Source organism: Myroides sp. C4067, from assembly GCF_038039665.1.
Classification (GTDB): domain Bacteria; phylum Bacteroidota; class Bacteroidia; order Flavobacteriales; family Flavobacteriaceae; genus Flavobacterium; species Flavobacterium odoratimimum.
In genome coordinates, this window is sequence record NZ_JBBPHJ010000026.1 from 23,521 (window position 1) to 47,334 (window position 23,814).

13 protein-coding genes and 2 pseudogenes are annotated in these 23,814 nt (G+C 34.2%); 7 read left to right on the top strand and 8 right to left on the bottom strand.

Annotated elements, in window-relative coordinates; translation table 11 throughout:
- Positions 1-184: 184 nt before the first annotated feature.
- From AABL87_RS14930 to AABL87_RS14940, 3 genes and pseudogenes are all read right to left on the bottom strand, one after another.
- A complete protein-coding gene (locus AABL87_RS14930) occupies positions 185-1,111 on the bottom strand; it encodes a HipA domain-containing protein (RefSeq protein WP_006265521.1) in 927 nt (308 codons plus the stop codon).
- Positions 1,104-1,437, bottom strand: a pseudogene (locus AABL87_RS14935) (HipA N-terminal domain-containing protein). Before AABL87_RS14935 ends, AABL87_RS14930 begins: the two are co-directional and overlap by 8 nt.
- Positions 1,438-1,439: 2 nt before the next feature.
- Positions 1,440-1,640: a helix-turn-helix transcriptional regulator gene (locus tag AABL87_RS14940; RefSeq protein ID WP_006259945.1), complete on the bottom strand. Its 201-nt coding sequence runs from the start codon at positions 1,638-1,640 to the stop codon at positions 1,440-1,442.
- 876 nt (positions 1,641-2,516) lie between these two features.
- On the opposite strand from AABL87_RS14940, the gene AABL87_RS14945 reads away from it, so the two are divergent.
- From AABL87_RS14945 to AABL87_RS14960, 4 genes are all read left to right on the top strand, one after another.
- Positions 2,517-3,686 carry a DUF4876 domain-containing protein gene (locus tag AABL87_RS14945; RefSeq protein ID WP_006265519.1) on the top strand — a complete coding sequence of 390 codons (1,170 nt, stop codon included), beginning with the start codon at positions 2,517-2,519 and terminating at the stop codon, positions 3,684-3,686.
- A 78-nt stretch (positions 3,687-3,764) separates the two neighbouring features.
- The gene (locus AABL87_RS14950) at positions 3,765-6,539 is read left to right on the top strand and encodes a TonB-dependent receptor domain-containing protein (protein ID WP_006265518.1); all 2,775 of its coding nucleotides are present in this window, start codon (positions 3,765-3,767) and stop codon (positions 6,537-6,539) included.
- Positions 6,536-8,131, top strand: coding sequence for a DUF6850 family outer membrane beta-barrel protein (locus tag AABL87_RS14955; RefSeq protein WP_006265517.1), 1,596 nt, complete (start codon positions 6,536-6,538; stop codon positions 8,129-8,131). The genes AABL87_RS14950 and AABL87_RS14955 overlap by 4 nt, the downstream gene beginning before the upstream one ends.
- Before the next feature lie 157 nt (positions 8,132-8,288).
- Positions 8,289-8,750, top strand: coding sequence for a hypothetical protein (locus tag AABL87_RS14960; protein WP_006265516.1), 462 nt, complete (start codon positions 8,289-8,291; stop codon positions 8,748-8,750).
- Between the two features lie 63 nt (positions 8,751-8,813).
- On the opposite strand, the gene AABL87_RS14965 is transcribed toward AABL87_RS14960, so the two are convergent.
- The 5 genes from AABL87_RS14965 to AABL87_RS14985 form a co-directional block, all read right to left on the bottom strand.
- A complete protein-coding gene (locus AABL87_RS14965; RefSeq protein WP_006265515.1) occupies positions 8,814-9,401 on the bottom strand; it encodes a DUF3347 domain-containing protein in 588 nt (195 codons plus the stop codon).
- Positions 9,402-9,652: 251 nt separating this feature from the next.
- On the bottom strand, positions 9,653-11,239 hold the full coding sequence (locus tag AABL87_RS14970; protein WP_006265514.1) for an efflux RND transporter periplasmic adaptor subunit: 1,587 nt from the start codon (positions 11,237-11,239) through the stop codon (positions 9,653-9,655).
- 3 nt (positions 11,240-11,242) lie between these two features.
- Positions 11,243-12,721, bottom strand: a complete 1,479-nt coding sequence (locus AABL87_RS14975) for a TolC family protein (RefSeq protein ID WP_006265513.1) — start codon at positions 12,719-12,721, stop codon at positions 11,243-11,245.
- A gap of 228 nt (positions 12,722-12,949) precedes the next feature.
- On the bottom strand, positions 12,950-16,765 hold the full coding sequence (locus AABL87_RS14980; protein WP_006265512.1) for an efflux RND transporter permease subunit: 3,816 nt from the start codon (positions 16,763-16,765) through the stop codon (positions 12,950-12,952).
- A 354-nt stretch (positions 16,766-17,119) separates the two neighbouring features.
- Positions 17,120-17,548: a hypothetical protein gene (locus AABL87_RS14985; protein ID WP_006259953.1), complete on the bottom strand. Its 429-nt coding sequence runs from the start codon at positions 17,546-17,548 to the stop codon at positions 17,120-17,122.
- Between the two features lie 399 nt (positions 17,549-17,947).
- Here AABL87_RS14985 and aqpZ point away from each other — a divergent pair.
- The 3 genes and pseudogenes from aqpZ to cas13b all read left to right on the top strand — a co-directional run bounded on the left by aqpZ (position 17,948) and on the right by cas13b (position 23,559).
- Positions 17,948-18,653: pseudogene (gene aqpZ / locus AABL87_RS14990) on the top strand (aquaporin Z).
- A gap of 738 nt (positions 18,654-19,391) precedes the next feature.
- A complete protein-coding gene (gene csx27 / locus AABL87_RS14995; RefSeq protein ID WP_006265510.1) occupies positions 19,392-20,072 on the top strand; it encodes a type VI-B CRISPR accessory protein Csx27 in 681 nt (226 codons plus the stop codon).
- A 13-nt stretch (positions 20,073-20,085) separates the two neighbouring features.
- Positions 20,086-23,559: a type VI-B CRISPR-associated RNA-guided ribonuclease Cas13b gene (gene cas13b, locus AABL87_RS15000; protein ID WP_006265509.1), complete on the top strand. Its 3,474-nt coding sequence runs from the start codon at positions 20,086-20,088 to the stop codon at positions 23,557-23,559.
- The last annotated feature ends 255 nt before the right edge of the window (positions 23,560-23,814 follow it).

Here is a 23,814-nt window from a genome sequence, read left to right on the forward strand (position 1 = left end):
CGATAAATCATTTGGAGTTTCTAAAAGATTTTTATTAGATAAACCAAGTTTATTTTACTTTTGGATACTAAATCTTTGCTGATGATTTTATATGTTATGACTTAAGATTCTTAAGAAGATAACTATAATAACGATGGACTAAGTCTTTTTTTAGTATCTATGTTTTTGATTAAATTTTAATTTTCTACAATCCAATCTGTTTCAATTTATCAGTAAAGATTCTTTTATACTCTTCTTTGTATTGATTAGTTAAAAAGCTTCGATCTATTAAGCCATGTACCTTATTAGTTTGTTTAGAGAAATCTTTATAGATATTATTTCTTACAACTTCTGTAATACCCAAATTTAGTGCAAGTTCATCAAAGTTTACTTGTTTAATCTTTTTCTTACGACCACTTATGGTTAGTGCTAAATCTTCTTTATCATCAGGAAAGACTAAATTCACATTTAAAAGATCATACGCTGGTGAGAATAAGATACCATTATCTGTGTGCATTAAAGAAAAGTTCTTTAAGTGCATGTCGTTATTACCTGTTATAAAGCTAAACAAGACAAGTCTAAAGTATTTAATTACATCTAATCCTGAATTGGTAGTATATTGTTTAATAATCTTTCCTACACGCTCATAAGAGCTTTTGTATTTTTGTTCAGTTAGTAATTCTGATAGCTGGCATAGATCCTCTATGTGGATCTTTTTTCCTTTTTCACGATCAAAACGTTTAGTGATATAAGCGAGGTCTCCTTTGGATGTTTTAATCAAAGCATGCTGTGCTGTTTCAATTTTAAATAACTTGGCCAAGTGCATGGTTAAATCTTCTATTTGTGGTATAAAAGCAAAATTAGGAGATTGTGGTTTTAAGATATAATCTCCCCATAAACCAACTAAAGTTAGTCTCTTACTACCGTTTTCACTGTTTAAACTTAAGGATATTTTAGGCTGTACCCCTGTTAATGCTAATCTTTCGTTTACAGTTATTTGTGCTAATTTATCTAGTTTTTCTTTATCTAATTCTAATATAGGAACTTGGGTAGTATTAAAGAATTTCTTTGAACAAGCAGTATGATATTCACCAGTTTCAACAGGCTTATAACAAAATAAACAATTATTCATGATTTTCCGCCTCCATCGGATAAACTGAGACAGCTCCAATAGTGTCTCTACATAAGTTGATTAATAATTCAAATCGGTCACGTGGATTAAGCTTCCAATGTTTTTCTCCGATATCTAATAACCATCCTTCAGGAATTAACCCATCGAAAAAAGGGAAGAGTACATTACTATGATAAGTTTCTTCAGATAGGGGTAATTAAACTAATTGGTTTAGGATTAGGTGTTTCAAGATAATCCTTGTCATAGTAAAACGAGTAACCATTATCTCCTTCAAAAAGATAACCAGCTAATTGATCTTGAAAATATATTTTCGCTTGTCGTGCCATTATTATCTAGTTTTATCAATTACACCTACTTCTTTACCAAATAGAGCTAGTACATCGTTTACTTTGTCTAAACGGAGTGTTTTTTTGCCTTGTTCTAAATCACGTACAAAACGTAAGCCTACACCAGCATTTAAAGCTAAATCTTCTTGTGTTAGCTTTAATTCTTTTCGTTTTTGCTTTACAAATAATTGTATTGAATCCATATCTATACCTTTTCAGGTATAAATATACACAAATAACCTAAATAATACCTTATCGGGTATAAATATATTCTAAATATTAGTTATTATACCCGATAGGGGTTATATTATGAGTTAAATAGAAAGTGTTTTTGGTTGGGAAATTCATAAAGAATAAGTTTCTATTTATATGTTTTTCTTCTGATAAATTTAAGTCAAAGGTTCTTCTATTAGCTTATTTATAGAAATTAGACATAGCCCCTATAGTACATATAAAAGATAGAGCTGTATCTCTAAAATTTGGATACAGCTCTATTCATATCAAGAGATTATAAAGAAGTAAGAATCTTTTTTGTTAGTTTTCTAAGGTCGTTTCTTTGGAACGAGTAATAGGGTTATATAAAGAGTATAAATCTGTAAAATGAATAAAAAGAACAATCTAACTTTTGTATTGGATTTACCTTTGTTCACTGTTTAATTTAGGTTCTTTAGAAAAAAAAGCCATTTTATTAGTAAAGATTAAATAGTCTCCAAATAAGTCAAAATATAAAAGTAATGAGAATAAGCAAAGTAAGTCACCTTGGTTTAGTTGAGCTAAAAAAGTAAACTACAAAGAAGAAGTTAACTTATAGTAGTGATATATAATATTGAAAACGGACGTGTTTTCTTAGAATTGAACGTTAGAAATACTACAGATATAGGTTAATATATTAAGAAGAAGGATTTCTAGAAGTCTTGTGTAAGTGCTTTTGTTTGTTGTTGTTATCTCTTTAAAGAGGTTTGGGAACTATAATTAAAGCGCGTGTTATTTAGAATCATTTTTAATAAATATTTAATTATCCTTTTTACTTTTGATATAAACTTATATGTTTGCACTGTTTAAAATTAATCTAAATAAATATGAAAGCTTTTTCCAAAGCCAGTGCTTTATTTTTGACCATGGTGTTACTATTTACAGCATGTTCAAGTGATGATTCTAATATACCGAATCAAACTAAAGATTTTACCATTACTATTAGGGCTAATGATGGTAGTAAAACCATTGAAGACTTTTCTAATTTTACTTATGAATTGTACAATCAAAATTCATCTAAAAAATTAACAGGAAAATTAAATACAAAAGGAGAAGTTGAATTATCTCTTGAAGTAGGAAATTATGATATTAAATTAGAAGACCAAGAAATAGGCTTTGGGTTAAAAAGTAATGTATCTATTAATAAGGATCAGATTATTATAGTAGATATTGAACTAATTAAACAGACTTTAGATGGTCTTGTAATCAGCGAACTTTTCACTGCGGGAGAAGGTGCTGAGGATGAATATGGAGAATATGTAGAGTTAGGGGATCAGTATGTAGTAATCTATAATAACAGTAATCAAACTAAGTATCTAGATGGAGTTTCTTTTGCTATGACAGAACATTGGAATAAGTTTCCATATAATACTACTACACAAGAAGTAATGGCTAATAATGAGATATTAGCAGCTCTAATTTATACATTCCCAGGTTCTGGTAAAGAGTATCCGATCGCTCCTGGAGAAGAAAAGGTCTTTGCACGTTCTGCAAAGGATTTCAGCGAGGGAGGTAAGAATAAGAATGCAGCAGATTTAAGTGGTGTTGATTTTGAAGCGGTATTAGGAAGTAATGATACTGATAATCCTAAAGTAGCAAACGTGATTATTAACGGAACAACACATGCTGATATGTTGGGTTATGGTGTTGGGTATGCACCAGCTTTCTTATTTAAGCAAGAAGGAGATCTAAAAGAGTTTTTAACTCAAAATATGATTAATATCGAAAGTATGTATGGCCCTAAATCAGCGTTCAAGATTCCAGTAGATATTATTATTGATGGTGTAGAAACAGGACAAGTAGGTCAGGTGAAATACAAATCTTTATTAAACCAAGTAGACAGAGGATATATTGCTGTTAGCGATACAGGTACAAGAGAAGTTTATACACGTAAAGTAAAACAAGAAAAAGAAGGTAGAAAGGTATATGCAGATACCAATAATTCTACTGAAGATTTTCAGATTCGTGTAGGTCAAAGAAATTTCCCTGCAAAGTAATATCAATTCTTTTTTAGTAGAAATCTATTGTTTGTGTTTTAGCAATACGGGCAATAGATTTTTTTTTAACTCATTTATATGGAAAAAAAATACTTTGTTACTTTATTCTTCTTGCTTGTTAGTATTTTTATTTTTGGACAGGCTCCATCTAAAAACAACAGGCAAACTTTGGTTATTAAAGTAGAAAATGAAGAATTAAAACCAATTGCTTATGCTACAATAGCATTTTCAAGTCTAAACTCAGATATCACTACTAATCACAAAGGAGAAGCGAGTATAAAATTACCCCTTGGAACTTATGATTGTAGTATATCGGCATTGGGGTATTTTACACAAGAAAAGCGTATTGAAATCACACCTACTACCAAAATAGTAACAATACAACTTATCAGAGAGAGTATCGTATTAGAAGAGTTTATCATCATGGCTAAGTACGATAAGAAAACTGGATCAGAAGCAACTATAGGTCAGAGTGCATTAACCTATATACAACCAACCTCTATCGTAGATGCTATGGTACTGTTGCCAGGGAGTTTATATCAACCTACTTCTCTAAATCAGTTTAATGGGGTTAGTTTTAGACAGTCAGGAAAGGATTCTAATAGCTCTTTGGGTGTATCAGTTGTTTCTAATGGAGTAGCGATGAATAATGATGGAAGTCGCAATCAACTCTATGGGATTACTGCTGGATCTAATCCTTCTTATGCAAAGGAGAGAAACTTAGTTTTTAATTCAGGTCTTGATATGCGTATGATTTCTACGGATCATATTGAAAGTATGAGTATCACAAGAGGAATCTCTTCTGCTAAACAGGGTAACTTATCAAGTGGACAGATTAACTTAAATGCAAAGCAAGGAGTTACTCCAATACAATTACGGGCTAAGGTAGACCCTGATGTACAATTAGCTTATATAGGAAAAGGAATAGATTTAGGTACTAAAGCAGGGGCACTGCACTTGGGTATGGATATCTTAAGCTCTAAACCTGATGTGAGAGAATCGCTAACCAAGTTTACCCGATTAACCACTCAAGCTAATCACACCCTTACAACGGAAATATTACAGCAGCCCTTTGATATCAATACAAAGTTAAACTATACCCAGACACTAGATAATCATAAAAGTGATCAGTCAACAGAGTATAATGAAGAAGTGTATAAGGTCAAGTATCAAAAACTTGACCTTACTTGGAAAGCTTCTACTTGGTTAAACAAATCATGGATAGATAAGCTCGAGTTTCTATCTCATTTAGATTATACTATAGATGTGCTGGATCGTTCTTTAATGGTCTATTCTGATGGAGGAGTTAATATGTCTAATACTACTGAACCAGGCGTACACGAGGCGCACTATTTACCCTCAAAGTATAAGACGAGTTATCAGATGGATAATGCTCCTTTGAATGTATTTTTACAACTAAACGCAGGTAAGTACTTAAACCTATCCAAGCATATTAGCCAACAAATCAGTTATGGCGTGGAGTACAATAGCTCAAAGAACTATGGCAAAGGCGCGGTAGTAGATCCTAATCTACCTCCTTTTCCTACAGACAATGCTTTTATCAGACCTCGAAAAAACTCAGCTATACCTGCTCTGGTTCATACAGCATACTATTTAGAGAGCAATATTGATATTGAAATGCCTAAGCTTTTTTCTACAATGGAACTAAGCACAGGAGTTAGAGGAGTTCAGATGTATAATCTTCCTGATAATTATTATCTAAAAAAAAAAGTACTTTTAGAGCCTAGAGTTCAAATGAACTTTAAAACCTATTACAACCAACAAAATAATATTAGCTCTAATATTCGAATAGGATTTGGACAACAAAACAAATTACCTACACTAGATTATCTCTATCCTGATCGTATTTACAGAGATATAGAAGTATTAAACTGGTATGATAACAATCCAGAACATCGATTACTACTTACACAAACCTCTTTACACGAAGTAGAAAACCCTAATCTTAAAGCAAGTAAAACTACAAAGCTTGAAGTAGGAGTAGATTTTTCTATACAAGACTTTGAGCTTTCTTTGACGGGGTTTAAAGAGGATTCATCAGGTGGCTTTGATTATCATTATCAGTATAGTCCTATTAACTATACCAAGTTTACTAAACCTCAACATCCTGTTGTAGGCAGGCCAGATAAAAATGATTTTTTGACAGAAGATAAGTACAGTTTTATTATGCTTCCACAGGTGCGTAATAGTAGTACAGTAGAAAAAAAAGGAATAGAGTACAGGTTGGTATTCCCAAAGATAAATCCAATTAATACAACTGTGGAAGTAAATGGAGCTTATTATCAAACAGAGTACAGCTCTAATCAACCTAAGATGTTTTATCCCAAAACTTTAATTAACACAGAGGTATATCCCTATGTAGGAATTTATGATAAAGCAAGAAGTGTAACGCTAAGTAGGTTCAATACCAATCTGTGGATCAATACTCGTATTCCTAAGTTAAAACTAATTTTCACCACTTTTATACAAGCGCTGTGGTATTCTTCTTCACAGTTGTCTAGAAGTGAATCTTTTAAGCCTTCTGCTTATCTGGATCACACAGCACAGGTTCATCAGATAGACTTTGACAGTAGTGTAGACCAAGATAAACAGCTCTTGCCCCTGGATTTGACAAGTGAGAAAACTAATTTTGCTAAAGATAAGACTAAGCCAGACTTTACAGTGAACTTTAAAGGGACTAAGGAATTTAAACACTTCGGTAGTGTTTCCTTTTTTGTCAATCATATTGTTAATGTCAATAGCAAGTATAAGAACAATTATAATGTAAATCAACGCAAGTGGACTTCCCCATATTTTGGTATTGAAGTAACGCTAAAACTAGACAAAAAGTGAAAAATAATATCTTAAATATTGTGTTTTTAGCCATAGTTGCTTTTCCGCTAAAAGGATGGACACAAGAAGAAAATAAACAGTCTAATGCTACTCCAATTGTTTTGGAAACACAATATAATTTAGTGAAGAAGCAACAGGAACTCTATAGAGTAAATCCTGCTTATCTACATCAAGATAAAGCAAAAGATCAAACAGAGATTTATAGTTTTTATCAAAAACAGAAGTATAAAAATGATTATAATCCTTTAAAGGGAAAACAGTTTAAAACCTATGGACTTGGAGCTAATTGGCTAAACGTAATAGATACAACAGCTTCTTTTCTAGGATCTGTAGCAGTGAGTAAAGGAAATCAAGACCAAATATATGCTCAAGCAATGAGACTAGGGGATGCTTATGGACCTTATGGTTTAGTGCATAAAAAAATAGCTGATTATACTTTTCAATATTATGATTTAAGTGCACGTTATAGCCAAGTTTTTAACCAATTAGCCTTTGGGGTTCATCTTTATTATAAAGGAGATTATGCTTATAGCCAGACAGATCCTCGTGCTAAAGATATTACTTCTTGGTTTGGAATAAATGCTGGGACAAAGTATAATTGGTCTGATAAGCATGAGGTTGGACTAAGTGCAGGGTATGAAATTCACAATCAGCATATTGCTCTAGATGTGTGGAAGGGAAATGTAAAACAACAGTTTTTTCTACTTCGTGGTTTTGGAATGTATGATCATCAGCATAAAGATCACGTGTTTTCAAAAAAGAGATTATACAAACAACACACTACTTCTATCAGTGCTTCTGCTGGCCTATGGAAAAAGAACCCTTTCTCTGTTGATTTTCTATTTCAGACAGAGATACGCAACCTAAAAACAGAGGAAGAAACAACGATTAACCTTTATGAGTTAACAAGTTATAACTATTTGCCAGAAGTAAAGTTTAATTATGTATTGTCTAGAAAATGGCAAGCTCAATTACAGCTCTCTGCTCAATTAACTTCTTTAAAAGGGAAAGAAAATAGATATAGTTATAATAGGGTAAACGATGATTTTTCTGGTGTTTATGATTATGTTAAAATAGGAGAGATAAAACCCTATGTACTAGATGAGAATCAATATAGGATTGGGGTGAGTACTACTTATAGACATAGTCAGTTTTGGTTATACAGTTTAGGGTTGAGTTACCAAAAAGATAGTTATGATGAGTATTATAAGCAGACACTTTTTAAATCTCAACTTGATAAACAAACTCCAAAGGCTGAAGCTAAGGTACTTTATCAAAAACCAAAGTATCAAATAGGAGTAGGAGTGAGTTTTGAAGCTCAGAAATCACAAAAAGCTTTTACACAACAAGACACTACTTTTCAAAGTTTGTATAAAGAGATTTACCTTCCTGCTTTTAGATATCGAGCGATGGATAAAAATTATTTGACAGTAGAGCTAGATTATATGTATAGTCTAAAAGAGAGACAGCAGATAGGAGCTAGATTTACCTTAGGTAAACTATGGGCAGATAAAAGTGAGTTAATACTAAATGACCAGGCTTATAAAATTAGAGCTCATCAAGTTTATATGAGTTTATATTTTCAGTTTTAGTGCCTATAATAGTAATTAGATTTTTGTAAGTATCTTGCTATCAGTTACTTTTTTTTCTTTAGGTATGTAAAACTGTAAGGAAGAGTCATTTGTAGGATATACCTTTGTCGTTGCTAAGGAAACAAAGGAAGTAGTATTAATAATAAAAAAATATGAAATGAAAAGAATTGTTCTATTACTAATGATGGCATCTATGGCACTAGCTTGCTCTTCTGATAATAATGAGGTAAATGAGAGTGAAATAGTTGATGGAATTTCTACCTCAACTAAGATTCAAACACCAAAATGGCTTCAAGGAAATTGGAGGATAAGTGGAGGAGGTACTTCACCATTTGTTCCTGGTTTTAGTATTTCTTTAAATGAGTTATGTTTCATTTCTCTAACAACAGAATGTTTTCAAGAGATGATTAATCAGGCTTATCAAGTGAATCCTGATGTAGTCAAAGTAGAACAAGAATATAAAGAAGGATTACAACAAGGGTATAGAGAAGGATATTATCGCCTATCTATTTATCTTAATACAACGACAACAGAATTTATATTTACTGAAAAAAGTAATAGTGAGGTTAGGTATACAATGGGAAATGTAAAAAGTACCTTATTTAAAGTTTATGAATAATATTCCAATAAAAATAGAAAGGCTGTCCACATCGGACAGCCTTTTATTATTTAGCCTATAAGCCTATTTAGTTTCAAATGTGATTTTGTTTTGATTAGCACCACATTTAAGCATTGAAGAACCGTATAATGGGTTAGATAGGTCTTCTACATCACTTAGCCATTGACCACCTTCACCGTTGTTGTACATTGGGCAGTATTGTTCAAATACTACTCTGTCTGTTCCTACCGTATTGATTAGTTTTACTAAATCTTCTGTTAGGTCTTCGAATTCTTCTCTTTGTACCTTGATGTCTGCTACGTCAATCTTAGTAGCTGTTTCTACTAATTCTTTCACTAGTTCTTTTGCCTTAACATCTTCTGTTACTACTGCATTAAGATTAGTTACTAATGTTTTACTAGCTGTAGCAGCTTCTGCTTGATTGTCTTCTTGAAGTGCTTTTTTAACTAAGAAATAAGCATCAAGAGTAGATTGTAATACAGCAGATTCTTTTACTGTTGTTACTTTTTCAGCAGCGCTAGCTGTAGTGTGATCATCGTGATCATGTCCTGTGTGCTCTTCTGTTGTAGGAGCTGTTGTTTCTTGCTTTTTGTCATTACATGCAGTAAGTGTGAAAGCTAATACTGCAAAACTTAAAATTACTTTTTTCATTTGATTGTTATTTGATATTTGTTCTTTTTATTTCAAGTCACAGATTATAAATCTGCGACAACATCTTTTTTGTCAAGTAAAGTTAGAAAAAAGAAGGTAGAGTAGGTCTACATTCTTTTTTCTGTTTTTTGTGTGTTGTTATAGACATGTATATACATTTTGGACAAACCACATCACATTATCTAAGTATCTAATACCTTAAAAGGCACCCATTCCTAATTCTTAACTCTTAATTTGAGCGAAGCGACTTACTATCTTTCGAATTGACAACAGCTGTGTAAGGCTTTATAATCTGCATCTGTAGCTTTGTCTAGTTCTGTATCGTGCCCTACTTTAGCTACAGCCTTAGATATGGCAGCTTTAGTGGTTAGTTTTTTGTCAAAATTAAGGTGTAGTACCTTTTCTTTTACATCCCAAGAAGCAGTAGATACCCCTTTTACTTTTTTAGCAGCGGTTTCTATTCTCTCTTTACACAGGTCACAGTTTCCTTTTACTTTAAGCATGGCATGTTCTAGATTAGTACTTGCTGTAGTACTGTGATCATTACCATGATTAGCGTGACCTGTAGCAGCAGGAGCATTATCATTATTCATCATACTGCGTTTTCCTTCTAACTGTGCGCTGGCATCAACTGTAAATACTCCATTAGTTACGATTTCTTCTCCGTTTTCTAATCCTGACATTACTACGTAGTTTTCTCCAAGTGAAGGTCCTAATACAATTTCTCTTAGCTTAAAGGCAGGAGTAGCAGTCTTGGGTTGTTTTACATAGATTACAGAGCGTTTACCTGTCCATAGTACAGAAGATTTAGGAATGACCATTTCTTTATTGTACTGTTTTAAAGGAGCTGATATTCTTGCACTCGCGTACATCTCAGGTTTAAGATTATTATTTCTATTGTCTGTTTCTACTCTTACTTTAGCTGTTCTAGAAGTAGCATCTATAATAGGATTGATAAAAGCAATCTTTCCTTTAAATACTTCTCCTGGTAAACTCTGTAATGTATATTCTAATACATCTCCTTCTTTGATAAATGGAAGGTCATTCTCATAGGCATCAAATACAGCCCATAGCTTAGATAAGTTAGAGATACTGTATAATACAGTTCCTTGATTAATATAATCTCCTTGATTTACACTCTTTTCTACCACAATACCACTTGTATTCGCATGTACCAATACATAAGGAGAAACATTCCCTGTGCTCAAGACTTTGCTTATTTGAGCTTCTGACATCTTCCAGATGCGTAATTTCTCTTTAGCAGCGTCTAATAATAATGGCTGTAAGTCTTTTAACTTAGCAGCTTCTAATAACTCTTGTTGAGCTGTTAGTAGATCAGGAGAATAGATAGTAGCGATTAGTTGTCCTTGTCTTACAGCTTCTCCTGTAAAGTTAACATATAACTTTTCAATACGACCATTGACATGTGAAGTTTGAGATTGTTGTAATCGCTCATCTACTTGTATGGTTCCATAGAGTTGAATGTCTTTTACTGCATCTTGATGTCCTACCACAGTAGTCTGTATATTAGCAAGAGCGACAGCTTCTTTAGACATCTGGATTGCCTGATCGTCTATTGCGTCATCACCACCACCAGAAGATTTAAGCGGAATTAAGTCCATAGCACATAAAGGACACTTCCCTGGTTTATCCATTTTGATTTGTGGGTGCATAGAACAGGTCCATACCGTATTTCCCTCTTCTGTAGTAGCTGGTTCTCCATTGTGTTCATGCGATCCTGCACCACCAAAGACCATCCATCCTAATAATAAACCTACAAGTAATATTGCACTATAATGCACAATATTGTTTTTGAATATATTTCTTACTTTGTCCATTGCCTAAATATTTTGTGTGTTGTCACGTATTGCTAATAATTTCTTGATAGAAGCTACCATGGTATTGTAGTTAGCAATTGCTTCTGCTTTTTTTAATTGGTAATCTAATAATTGACGTTGTACTTGTATTACATTGGTTAAATCGCTTTTACCTGTTACAAATTCTTTGATAATAAGGTTGTAAGTTGTCTCAGCTAATGTAGTTTGCTTCTCATACAAGGTGACAATTCGTTCAGCATCATCTAATTGACTTTTGTATCCATAATACTCACTTTTTAAAGTATTGTAAGTGTCTTCGAATTTTTGATCACTAGACTTCCACCATAGTTTACCTTCTTCTTGTTGGGCTTTATACTTTTTGCGGAAGATAGGAAGACTAACAGTGACCATCGGCATAATCATATCTTTTCCATTCATATCTCCCATAGCCAGCATTTTATCATTAGTCTTTCCGATAACCATATACTGCAATCCAAGCCCTATCATAGGGTAGCTCATTTTCTTGTCCATTTCTGCTTTTGCTTTATAGGCAAGACCTTCTTCTGTGATCATTGAAAGCATAGGATTATTAGCCTCTATGGCAAGAAGAGCATCTTGCTCTCCATAGATAAAAGAAGTTTTTTCTATTTCACCTAATACTACCTCATGGTTTGCTTCTCTGTTTAAAAGAGCATTGAATTTTGCTTTCTCTGCTTTTAATTGAGAGTGTAAGCTTTCAATATTATTCTCTATCTCTATAAGCTCTAATCCGATACGCAATACATCGGACATTCCTGAGGCGCTACTGCTACCCATTTCGCTCATACCTCCACCAGATCCCATAGAAGAAGACATTGCTGGTGCGCTACTAGCAGTAGCGCCACCACCCATACTCATTCCCCCCATACCTGCTGATGTAGAAGCGGATGGAGTAGAGGCAGTCTTAGTGCTTACTTGTGGAGTTGCACTTGGTTTTGCTGTATTTGAAGGAGCAGAGAACTTTCTAAGAGCTAATTGTTCTAATTGTTGTAAGAGTTTTTTGTTCTCTTCATTATTTCTTAATTGTTCGTTTAGCTTCTGCATGGCATACCACTGGGTATGTACTTGTAAAGTAATATTATCAACGACTTCTTTGTACTGCTCATTTTGCATATTAGCCATGTGACCAGCTTCTATGCGGGCACTCTTACGGGTACCAAACCAAGGAAGCATCTGCATGATACTTACATTACCAATAGAGCGTCCACCGACAATATCCATAGGCTCTGTATAGAAGTCCATAGATAGTTCTGGATCCTGAAAAGCACCTGCTTGTGGAATCTTTTGTAAAAAAGCTTCATGAGCAAATTTCTGTGCTTTAATCCCTGGGTTATTCTCTATGGCTACATTGAGGTAGCTCGATAGAGAGTCTTTAGGTTGCTGCTGCGCTATAGCCGTAGCAGTGAAGCTAGTCACTGCTAAGAAGGCCGAAGCTAAATATATATACGTTTTATTTTTGTTCATTGTTTTTTTAGTTTACAGTTGACGGTTTACAGTTCCCGGTTCACAGTTTATGTACTAGATGTGACACAGGACAGAGCGTTAAGAAAATGTCTAGTAGACATTTTTAGTGAATGGGACAGGTGGCGTGTTGGCTAAATGCGTCTCTACCTTAGTGTATTGTGTGCTCATAATATTTATAATACCCGTAGGGCAACCATTCTTAATTTATAATTCCTAATTCGTAATTAATTAAGCGGAACGCTTAATTGCCCATTCTCTCCACCAACATTGGAATACGGGTACTACAAACATGGTCATGGACTGTATTAGCATTCCTCCGAATGTAGGGATAGCCATGGGTACCATAATTTCTGCTCCTTTACCCGTAGAGGTCATCACAGGAAGAAGTGCGATTAGAGCAGTAGCAGTAGTCATCGCTGCTGGTCTTACACGTTTTAATCCTGCGTATACTACCGCTTCTCGAATTTCTTCTTTAGTCTTAGGGTCTCTAGCCTCGAAGGTATCATGTATATACGTTCCCATTAGTACTCCATCATTAGTAGCTAACCCAAATAGAGCGATAAAACCTACCCAGACTGCTATACTCAGGTTGATATTGTGCATTTGGAATAAGTCTCTCATATTCATATCTCCAACAGAGAAGTTCATAAACCAAGGCTGTCCGTATAACCACAATAAGATAAAACCTCCTGCAAAGGCTACAAACACTCCTGAGAAGTGGATAAGCGATGCTGCAATCGTTTTAAACTGGAAGTATAGAATCAAAAGAATCGCTAATAAACTCAGTGGTACAATGTATAGTAATCGCTGAGAAGCTCTTTCTTGTTGTTCATAATTACCAGCAAACTTATAGGTTACTCCTTTTGGCAGGGTAAGTTCGCCAGAGGCTAGTTTGGCTTGTAATAGCTTATCTGCCTCGTGTACTACATCTACTTCTGCTTTTCCTTCTATTTTATCAAAGATGACATAACCAAGTAAGAAGGTATTCTCACTCTGAATCATCTGTGAACCTTTAGCATACTCTATATCCGCTACTTCGCTTAAAGGAATTTGAGCTCCTGTAGCAGTAGGGATTAGCATTTTTGCTAGTTCTTCTGGGTTATCTCTTAATTCTCTAGGATAACGCAATCTTACTGGGAATCGCTCACGACCTTCTACAGTAGTGGTCAGGGCCATTCCTCCTATAGCAGCACCGATTACATCTTGCAGGTCAGATACCGTAATTCCGTATCTAGCCATATTATGTCTGTTTAGGTGAATCTCCACATAAGGAGCACCTACTGCACGATCATAGAACACAGTAGAAGGCATAATAGAAGGGATGTCTTTAAGCGCCGCTTCTAATGCTTTTCCTCCAGCTTCTATAGATTCTAAATCTGGTCCAGATACTTTTAATCCCATTGGCGCACGCATACCTGTTGATAGCATCACAAGTCTTGCCTCGATAGGCTGAAGTTTAGGAGCAGAGGTTAGTCCAGGCAAGTGAGATACATTGACAATTTCTTGCCAGATATCATCCGCCTTTTTGATCTCAGGACGCCATTGACGCAAGAACTTACCATCTTTGTCTATAATTAAACTATCTCTAGGGATAAGTCTAAAACCATCTTCTACATTATAGGTAGTTCCATTGATGAGTTCAAACTCTCCTTGTTTATTAACTTTAAATCGCTGTCTATGTCCATTGTCATCTAGGATGTACTCTGATCTATAGTTGATCGTATTCTCAAACATCTGAGTAGGAGCAGGGTCTAGAGCAGAGTTTACACGTCCCCATTTACCTACTGTTAATTCTACTTCAGGAATATTGGAAATACGTCTGTCTAGTGTCCCGATAAACTGAAGGTTCTGTTCAATACCTGTATGAGGCATACTTGTAGGCATCAGTAAGAATGATCCTTCGTTAAGACTAGGCATAAACTCCTGTCCAATACCTGGGAAGGTCTCTGTTGATTTTTGCCAAAAAGCAGTTTCTCTAAATGATTTCCATCCCACAGTCTCAAAGCCTTTAGCTACAAAACCAAAGCTTTTGTCTGCACCTAACCATACTAGCATTCCGAATACTAATGTTAGAATAGGAATACTCATGAACTTCCAACGGTGGGTAAGTGCCCATCTTAAGATCTGCTCATAGTAAATCACTAATAACCACAATACACCTAATATAGATCCGATAGCTAAGAATACAAAGACAAAGTTTAACCCTGTACTCTGCTGCGTCCCTAGTGGTAGCCATTCTACTGTAAGGTAGTATAAAGCCACAAATAGGGTAAGGGCTACATTGATATAATTCGCTATTGTATCTCCTTTCCAGCCTGGTGTAAACAGATTATTAATAGCCACTAATGTTAGTGTTACAGCAATAAACTCACCTGTGTATATCCACAGTCCTATACCTGCTACAGCTAAGATATAATTGGCTATTTTGCGTACTTTTTGTTTGTCTATTTTAATAGAGTATACATAGTACGCTATCGTAGGAAGTACGATGATCCCTAAGATAAATGCTGATAATAGAGCGAAGGTCTTGGTGTAAGCTAAGGGTTTAAATAGCTTTCCTTCTTGCGCTTCCATTGCGAATACCGGTAAGAAACTGATAATCGTGGTTAGCATAGCTGTTGACAATGCACCTGATACTTCTGATACCGCTTTTGTAATAAGGTTGACAAAGGCCATTCCCTTACTTTGTATTCCTTGGGCTCGTTCTTCTTCCATGTACCTGATGATACTCTCGACAAAGACGACGCCAACATCCACCATAACTCCAATAGCAATGGCAATACCTGATAGGGCAACGATATTGGCTTCTATCCCCATATACTTCATAATGATGAAAGTCGCTAGTACACCTATGGGTAGAATACTAGAGATAATTACTGACGCGCGCAAGTTTATAACAAGTACGATTACTACGATGATACAGATTAATATCTCGTGTGCTAAGGCTGTTTCTAGTGTACCTATTGTTTCTTGTATTAATCCTGATCGGTCATAGAAAGGAACTACGGTTACTTTAGATATGGTACCATCAGCCAGTGTCTTTTGAGGAAGCCCAGCTTCCATCTCTTTTATTTTAGCTTTTACGTTATTGATCACATGCATAGGGTTAGCTCCATAACGAGCTACTACAACACCTCCTACAGCTTCAATACCTTCTTTATCTAGCCCCCCACGACGTGTAGCTGGCCCTAAGTTAACGAAGGCGACGTCTTTAATTTTTACAGGAACATTGTTTCGTACTGTTACTACAGCGTCTTCTAGGTCCTTGACATTTTTAATGTATCCCAGACCGCGTACTAAGTACTCTGCTTTATTAATTTCGATGGTCTCTGCTCCGATATCCAGGTTACTTTTCTGAATCGCAGACATTACATCCATTACAGATACGTTATAAGCGCGCATCGCATCAGGATTCACTTCTACCTGATACTCTTTTACATATCCTCCGATAGAGGCTACTTCAGACACTCCCTCTGCAGCAGATAAGTTATATTTAGTGTAGAAATCTTGTACTGTACGTAGCTCGTCTGGATCCCATCCACCTGTAGGTTCTCCTGTCTGAGGATTACGCCCTTCAAGTGTGTACCAATATACTTGTCCAAGAGCAGTAGCATCTGGACCTAATGAAGGTATAACTCCTTCTGGTAATGTACCAGCAGGTAGAGAGTTTAGTTTCTCTAAGATACGCGAGCGGCTCCAGTAAAATTCTACATTTTCTTCAAAAATGATATAGATAAACGACATCCCAAACATAGAGCTACTACGCACTGTTTTTACACCAGGAATACCCAGTAGAGAAGTCGTTAGCGGATAAGTGATTTGCTCCTGAATATCTTTAGGAGAGCGCCCCATCCACTCGGTTGCTACGATCTGTTGGTTTTCACCGATGTCAGGTATAGCATCTACTGGCACAGGATCACTTGGCAACATATTTTGGTGCCAGTTAAATGGAGCTGTTATTAGTCCCCATACAATAACTACTACCAGTAGTAATAGAGTGATTACTCTATTGTGTAAGAAGTACTTAATGATTTTATTAAGCATAAGATATATATTATACTGTATTAATAAATGACATCTGCTAATCCTTTATTTTATGCAACAATAGGTATGCCATATGCTTAGACATTATTTATAAACCTAAAATCCGATAAAAATAAATTAGCGATGATAACTAAAAAGGTAATTATCATTTGATCCACAGATAGGTACTATTACTTCTTAAGAACGAATATTTAAGTATTTATGTTGCTATATACTTACTATGTGTACATAGTAAGGTAAGTACTTTAAATAATACTTTCTTATCTAGTAATAGAGTGAAATGGTGTGGATGAAGTAACTAATATAAAAGTGACCTAAAGGTATAGGTGTGAACTAGTTACTTTTTTTAGAATATCATATACGATAAATACAGATATAAGACAAGGGGTCTATATCTTTATACTTAAATCCAGAAACAGAAACAGAAAGGGGAGAAACAGATACTAAATCAATAGATTTTAAGTCCTCTAAGTAGTTAGAGTTAAACCATTGTGATTTAATATTGGCTGTTTTAGCCTTTGTGTCTTGAACAACTTTTGGCGTTTGTACTTTTAACTCTGCTATGGTAACTAATACACGTGAAGCAACTGTACAACATGGCATATTCATATCCATACTGCGAGAACCTTGCTCCATATCACCACCACAACAAGACATACCACCATCATTACTTATCTCCATACCACAAGTCATCACCTCCTCTGTGCAAGACCACTCTATAATAGGGCTAGCCGTCACTAGGAAGGATAAGAATAGGAATAATATGGATAAGTGTTTCTTCATTTAATGTCTGAATTGTTCAAAACGATGAGACAAAGATACTTGTTTTTTAAATATATAGATAGGTTTTAAATGATTTTTGCAGACGTAAAAACACTTTTATTTTTACACTTATACAATTGTTGTTTTTTGTTGTGTAATTTCTGTTTTTGAGACAAGAAATACTCTTTTTAACCTTGAGAAAAGGGAGTGTAAAAAAGTTAAAGTCTTATAAAGTTGATAATTGAAAAGAGCACGTAATTATAGGGATATTCTATCTGTAATTTTTTATGTTCTTGTTTCTCCTCTTTTTAACATGATATTAAGGTAAAATCATATTCTCTGTATTGGTGTTAAAGAATGTTCGCACTATGTGACTTCGCTTATTCTAGAGGTCTTAATAGTAAACATATTAAAATTGCTATGAGCAATTATTTTGCAGAGTTCTTTGGGACTTTTTGGTTAGTATTAGGAGGATGTGGTAGTGCATTATTTGCAGCTGCTGTTCCTGATGTGGGAATAGGATTTATGGGAGTGTCATTGGCATTTGGTCTTACCGTTTTGACTATGGCTTATGCTGTAGGACATATTTCGGGAGGACATTTTAACCCAGCCGTTTCTGTCGGAATGTATATGGGAGGGAGATTTTCAGCTAAAGAGATTTTGTCTTATATCGGTTCTCAAATACTAGGGGCTATTGCCGCCGCTGCTACTTTGTTTTTAATCTTTAAGGGAAGTCAGATGTGTTGTATAGATCCCAGTACTCCAGGAGCATTCGCAGCTAACGGTTATGGAAACTTATCTCCAATGGGGTTTAGTATGACTTCTGCCTTTATCACAGAGTTTGTTTTGACAGCTTTCTTTGTTCTAATTATTTTAGGAGCTACAGATAGATAAGAGAGCCAATGCTAAGTTTGCAGGTATTGCTATTGGGTTGGCACTGACGTTGATTCACTTGATTTCTATCCCGATTACGAATACTTCTGTTAATCCTGTACGCTCTATTTCACAAGCTATTTTCGTAGGAGGAGAGTATGTGCCTCAACTTTGGTTGTTTATTACAGCCCCTATGCTAGGAGCAGTAGTAGGAGGGCTTATTTATAAATACCTTTTAGAAGCGAAAAAATAAAAACTCCTGTTTTGTATATATATTAGGGCAACGCATTTAAGTATGCGGAGCCCTTTTTTGTTTTTTTGGGTTGTCTTAATTGCAGAGAGAAAAAAGGAAAAAAAGAGAATATTAGGACTATTTAATAAAATAGGAGTTGTCCTAAATAAGGATTTAAAATGTGTCTCTATAACTGTGTTTTTATTGAGATTTAGAAAAGAAAAGTCTTCCATCGATATTGTTTTTTTAGGCTTGAATTGTAAAAAGTGCTATAATATGTCAAAAGAGGTAAATATAAGTCTTATCTATATTCCTTTTTTCTTGTTTTATTGTTAATAAAACGTACTTACTACATAGTAAAATAATTAAAAAAAAACAGATAATAATTATAATTTAACAATATTTTGGGTAGTGTAAAAATATCATGCGATTTTTTGCTAAATGGTTGTATATTTAAAATGTGGAACAACAAACTCTGGTTGTATAGAAAATATAGAAGTTTTATTTTTTTAAGCCAATAAGTAAAACGGAGTTCAAAACACGCAAATTTTTTTTCTTTTCAACTTATAGAGGCGCACAACCCTAACCAAGTCGTCGATATTAGGCAAAGAGCTATCCTATTTATAGGGTAGCTTTTTATTTGGTATCATATCATGATGAGGCCATTTATTCTTTTGTTTATATGTATTTTTGCTATTTTTTGTCTTTAAAAATAATAGTTTGTTCTGTACCTTGGGAGAGATGTTTTAATCACAAATTATGGATAAACTTTCTCTTTACGAGCTGTTCTCTTTTGTTATTCCTGGAGGTATAGCACTTCATTTATTAAATTGGTGTTCTGTCAATGTATTAAGTACAGGTACTCTATTTAATCTATCGGATTTATCAAATAGTTTGATAGCTTTAGTATTCGCTCTTCTTATAGGAGTAACACTTCATATTATCACTTTTAATATCTTATTAAAGTGTGGTAGTTACCGTCAGATAATTTATAAGTCTGTCCAAGAGATCAAACTAGATGATTATATCCAGCAAGTAATTCCCTTTTTAAATCAAGAGTATTTTCACAATAAGAAACACGAGGTAGCTGCTAATACCAATAATGCTGTACCTGCAGAAAACCTATTTGATTATGCTTATTATTACTTAGAGGTAAATGGCAAAAATGCACAAGCAAAGAATTTCCAAAGTTTGTATTTCTTCTTTAGAAATATGTTTACTCTAGGAATCGTGTCTATTGTAATTCTGATTATTGCTTTAGTTTATAGTACGATAACAAGTGTAGGAAAAGATGTCTTAAGTGAGATTGTTCTTAAGATAGCTTTTTTTGCTGTTATTATTGGTATCGCTGTACCAGTAGCAAATTGGTTGAGAAAAAAGATGATTATAACAGTGTTCGGGTGTTATTATGCTGATAGAGTACACCAAACGAATAAATAATAAAAAGACGAATATGAAAGATATACTTACTACAGATACAACAGAAAAGCAAAACCGTTTTTATTCTCATAAAATAGCAGATAAATACTTCTTTGGGGGATATTTTAATCTTGCTTCTAATAATATTTATGAGGTCTTTGAGGAGGTAAACAAGAGAAATACTTTTGGTAAACTAGCTAAGCGAGATAATGGTAATTTAAAGAATTATATTATTCATGTTTTTAAAGATGAGTTGAGTATTAGTGATTTTGAAAAACGTGTGGCAATATTCGCAAGTTATTTTCCTATTTTAGAAACAGTGGATAAGAAGAGTATTAAGGAACGAAATAGAACCATAGACCTTACTCTTTCTCAACGAATAAGACAGTTTAGAGAGATGCTTATCTCTTTAGTAACTGCAGTTGACCAGTTGCGTAATTTTTACACACATTATCACCACAGTGAGATAGTGATAGAAAATAAGGTATTGGACTTCTTAAATAGTTCATTAGTGTCAACAGCGCTCCATGTGAAAGATAAATATTTAAAAACAGATAAAACCAAAGAGTTTTTAAAAGAGACTATTGCAGCTGAACTAGATATTCTGATTGAGGCGTATAAAAAGAAGCAGATAGAGAAGAAGAATACTAGGTTTAAAGCTAATAAAAGAGAGGATATTCTCAATGCGATATATAATGAGGCTTTTTGGTCATTTATTAATGATAAAGATAAAGATAAAGAGACGGTAGTAGCAAAAGGTGCGGATGCTTATTTTGAGAAGAACCATCATAAAAGTAATGATCCTGACTTTGCTTTAAATATCTCTGAGAAAGGTATTGTATATCTGTTGTCTTTCTTTCTGACAAATAAAGAAATGGATAGTCTAAAGGCAAATTTGACAGGCTTTAAAGGAAAGGTTGATAGAGAAAGTGGTAATAGCATTAAATATATGGCTACACAGCGTATCTATTCTTTTCATACTTATAGAGGATTAAAACAAAAGATACGTACATCAGAAGAAGGGGTAAAAGAAACGCTACTGATGCAAATGATAGATGAGCTGAGTAAAGTGCCGAATGTTGTATATCAACATTTATCAACAACTCAACAAAATAGTTTTATAGAGGACTGGAATGAGTATTATAAAGACTATGAGGATGACGTAGAAACAGATGATCTGTCAAGAGTAATTCACCCAGTGATTCGCAAGCGCTATGAAGACAGGTTTAACTATTTTGCTATTCGTTTCTTAGATGAGTTTTTTGATTTCCCTACGTTGAGATTTCAAGTACATTTAGGAGATTATGTACACGATAGAAGAACGAAACAGTTAGGGAAAGTAGAATCAGATAGGATAATCAAGGAGAAGGTAACAGTATTTGCACGCTTAAAAGATATAAATAGTGCTAAAGCGAGTTATTTTCACTCGTTAGAAGAGCAGGATAAGGAGGAGTTAGATAATAAATGGACTTTATTCCCTAACCCGAGTTATGACTTCCCTAAAGAGCATACTCTTCAGCATCAAGGTGAACAAAAGAATGCAGGAAAGATAGGTATCTATGTAAAACTTAGAGATACCCAATATAAAGAGAAGGCAGCTTTAGAAGAAGCTAGGAAGTCATTAAACCCTAAAGAGAGGTCTGCTACTAAGGCTAGTAAATATGATATTATTACACAAATAATAGAAGCAAATGATAATGTAAAAAGCGAAAAACCTTTAGTGTTCACTGGTCAACCTATTGCATATCTAAGTATGAATGATATTCATTCAATGCTTTTCTCTTTATTAACAGATAATGCGGAGTTAAAGAAAACTCCTGAAGAGGTAGAAGCAAAGCTAATAGACCAAATAGGTAAACAGATAAATGAGATTCTTAGTAAAGATACTGATACTAAAATACTAAAGAAGTATAAGGATAACGACTTAAAAGAGACTGATACAGATAAGATAACTAGAGATTTAGCTCGTGATAAAGAGGAGATAGAGAAGCTAATCCTAGAACAGAAACAAAGAGCAGATGATTATAATTATACATCTAGTACAAAATTTAATATTGATAAAAGTAGAAAAAGGAAACACCTTTTATTTAATGCTGAAAAAGGAAAGATAGGAGTATGGTTAGCCAATGATATTAAACGCTTTATGTTCAAAGAATCTAAGTCTAAATGGAAGGGATATCAACATACAGAACTACAGAAACTCTTTGCTTATTTTGATACAAGTAAAAGTGATTTGGAGTTAATTCTAAGTGATATGGTGATGGTCAAGGACTATCCAATAGAGTTAATAGATTTAGTTCGGAAGTCAAGAACATTAGTTGATTTTCTGAATAAGTATTTAGAAGCAAGGTTAGGATATATAGAGAATGTCATCACAAGAGTAAAGAATAGTATAGGGACACCACAGTTTAAAACGGTTCGTAAAGAGTGTTTTGCTTTCTTAAAAGAGTCTAACTACACTGTAGCTTCTTTAGATAAACAGATAGAGCGCATCCTATCTATGCCTCTCTTTATAGAACGTGGTTTTATGGATAGCAAACCTACGATGTTAGAAGGCAAAAGCTATCAACAGCATAAGGAAGACTTTGCTGATTGGTTCGTACATTATAAAGAGAATAGCAACTATCAGAACTTCTATGATACAGAAGTTTATGAGATAATAACAGAGGATAAAAGAGAACAAGCTAAAGTAACGAAGAAAATAAAGCAACAGCAGAAGAATGATGTATTCACACTGATGATGGTGAATTATATGCTAGAAGAAGTATTGAAATTACCATCTAACGATCGTTTAAGCTTAAATGAGCTCTATCAAACTAAAGAGGAGCGTATAGTGAATAAACAAGTAGCTAAGGATACGCAGGAGCGTAATAAAAACTATATTTGGAACAAGGTCGTTGACCTTCAATTATGCGAAGGTTTGGTTCGTATAGATAAGGTGAAACTAAAAGATATAGGCAACTTTAGAAAATATGAGAATGATAGTCGTGTAAAAGAGTTTCTTACTTATCAGTCAGACATAGTCTGGAGTGGTTATTTATCGAATGAGGTAGATAGTAATAAGCTCTATGTAATAGAGCGTCAGCTTGATAATTATGAATCTATTAGAAGTAAAGAGCTGTTAAAAGAGGTACAAGAAATAGAGTGCATCGTCTATAATCAAGTAGCAAATAAGGAGTCTTTAAAACAATCAGGTAATGAGAACTTTAAACAATATGTACTTCAGGGGTTACTGCCTCGAGGTACGGATGTAAGAGAGATGCTTATATTATCAACTGACGTCAAGTTTAAAAAAGAGGAGATTATGCAGTTAGGACAAGTTAGGGAAGTAGAACAAGATTTGTATAGTCTAATCTATATCCGCAATAAGTTTGCGCATAATCAACTGCCGATTAAGGAGTTCTTTGATTTCTGTGAAAATAATTATAGACCGATTAGTGATAATGAATACTATGCTGAGTATTATATGGAGATATTCAGATCTATTAAAGAGAAATATGCAAGCTAGGATAAGAATAATGGTGTTTATGGAAGTAAGATAAGAAGATATAAGCCTTTTTTTAGAAGTATAAAAGGCATTGCACCCTAGTAAATATAGTACATCTGACCTCTGCAAAGGTAGAGGTTGGTACTGTACACGTTTTTGGTGTGCAATCACAACCATTACCAATATGAAGTAACCATAATTCTAGTTGGTACTGTACACAGTTTACTTACGTTGTTTCTATTTTAAATATAGGAGTTCGTGATTATGAATAATTGG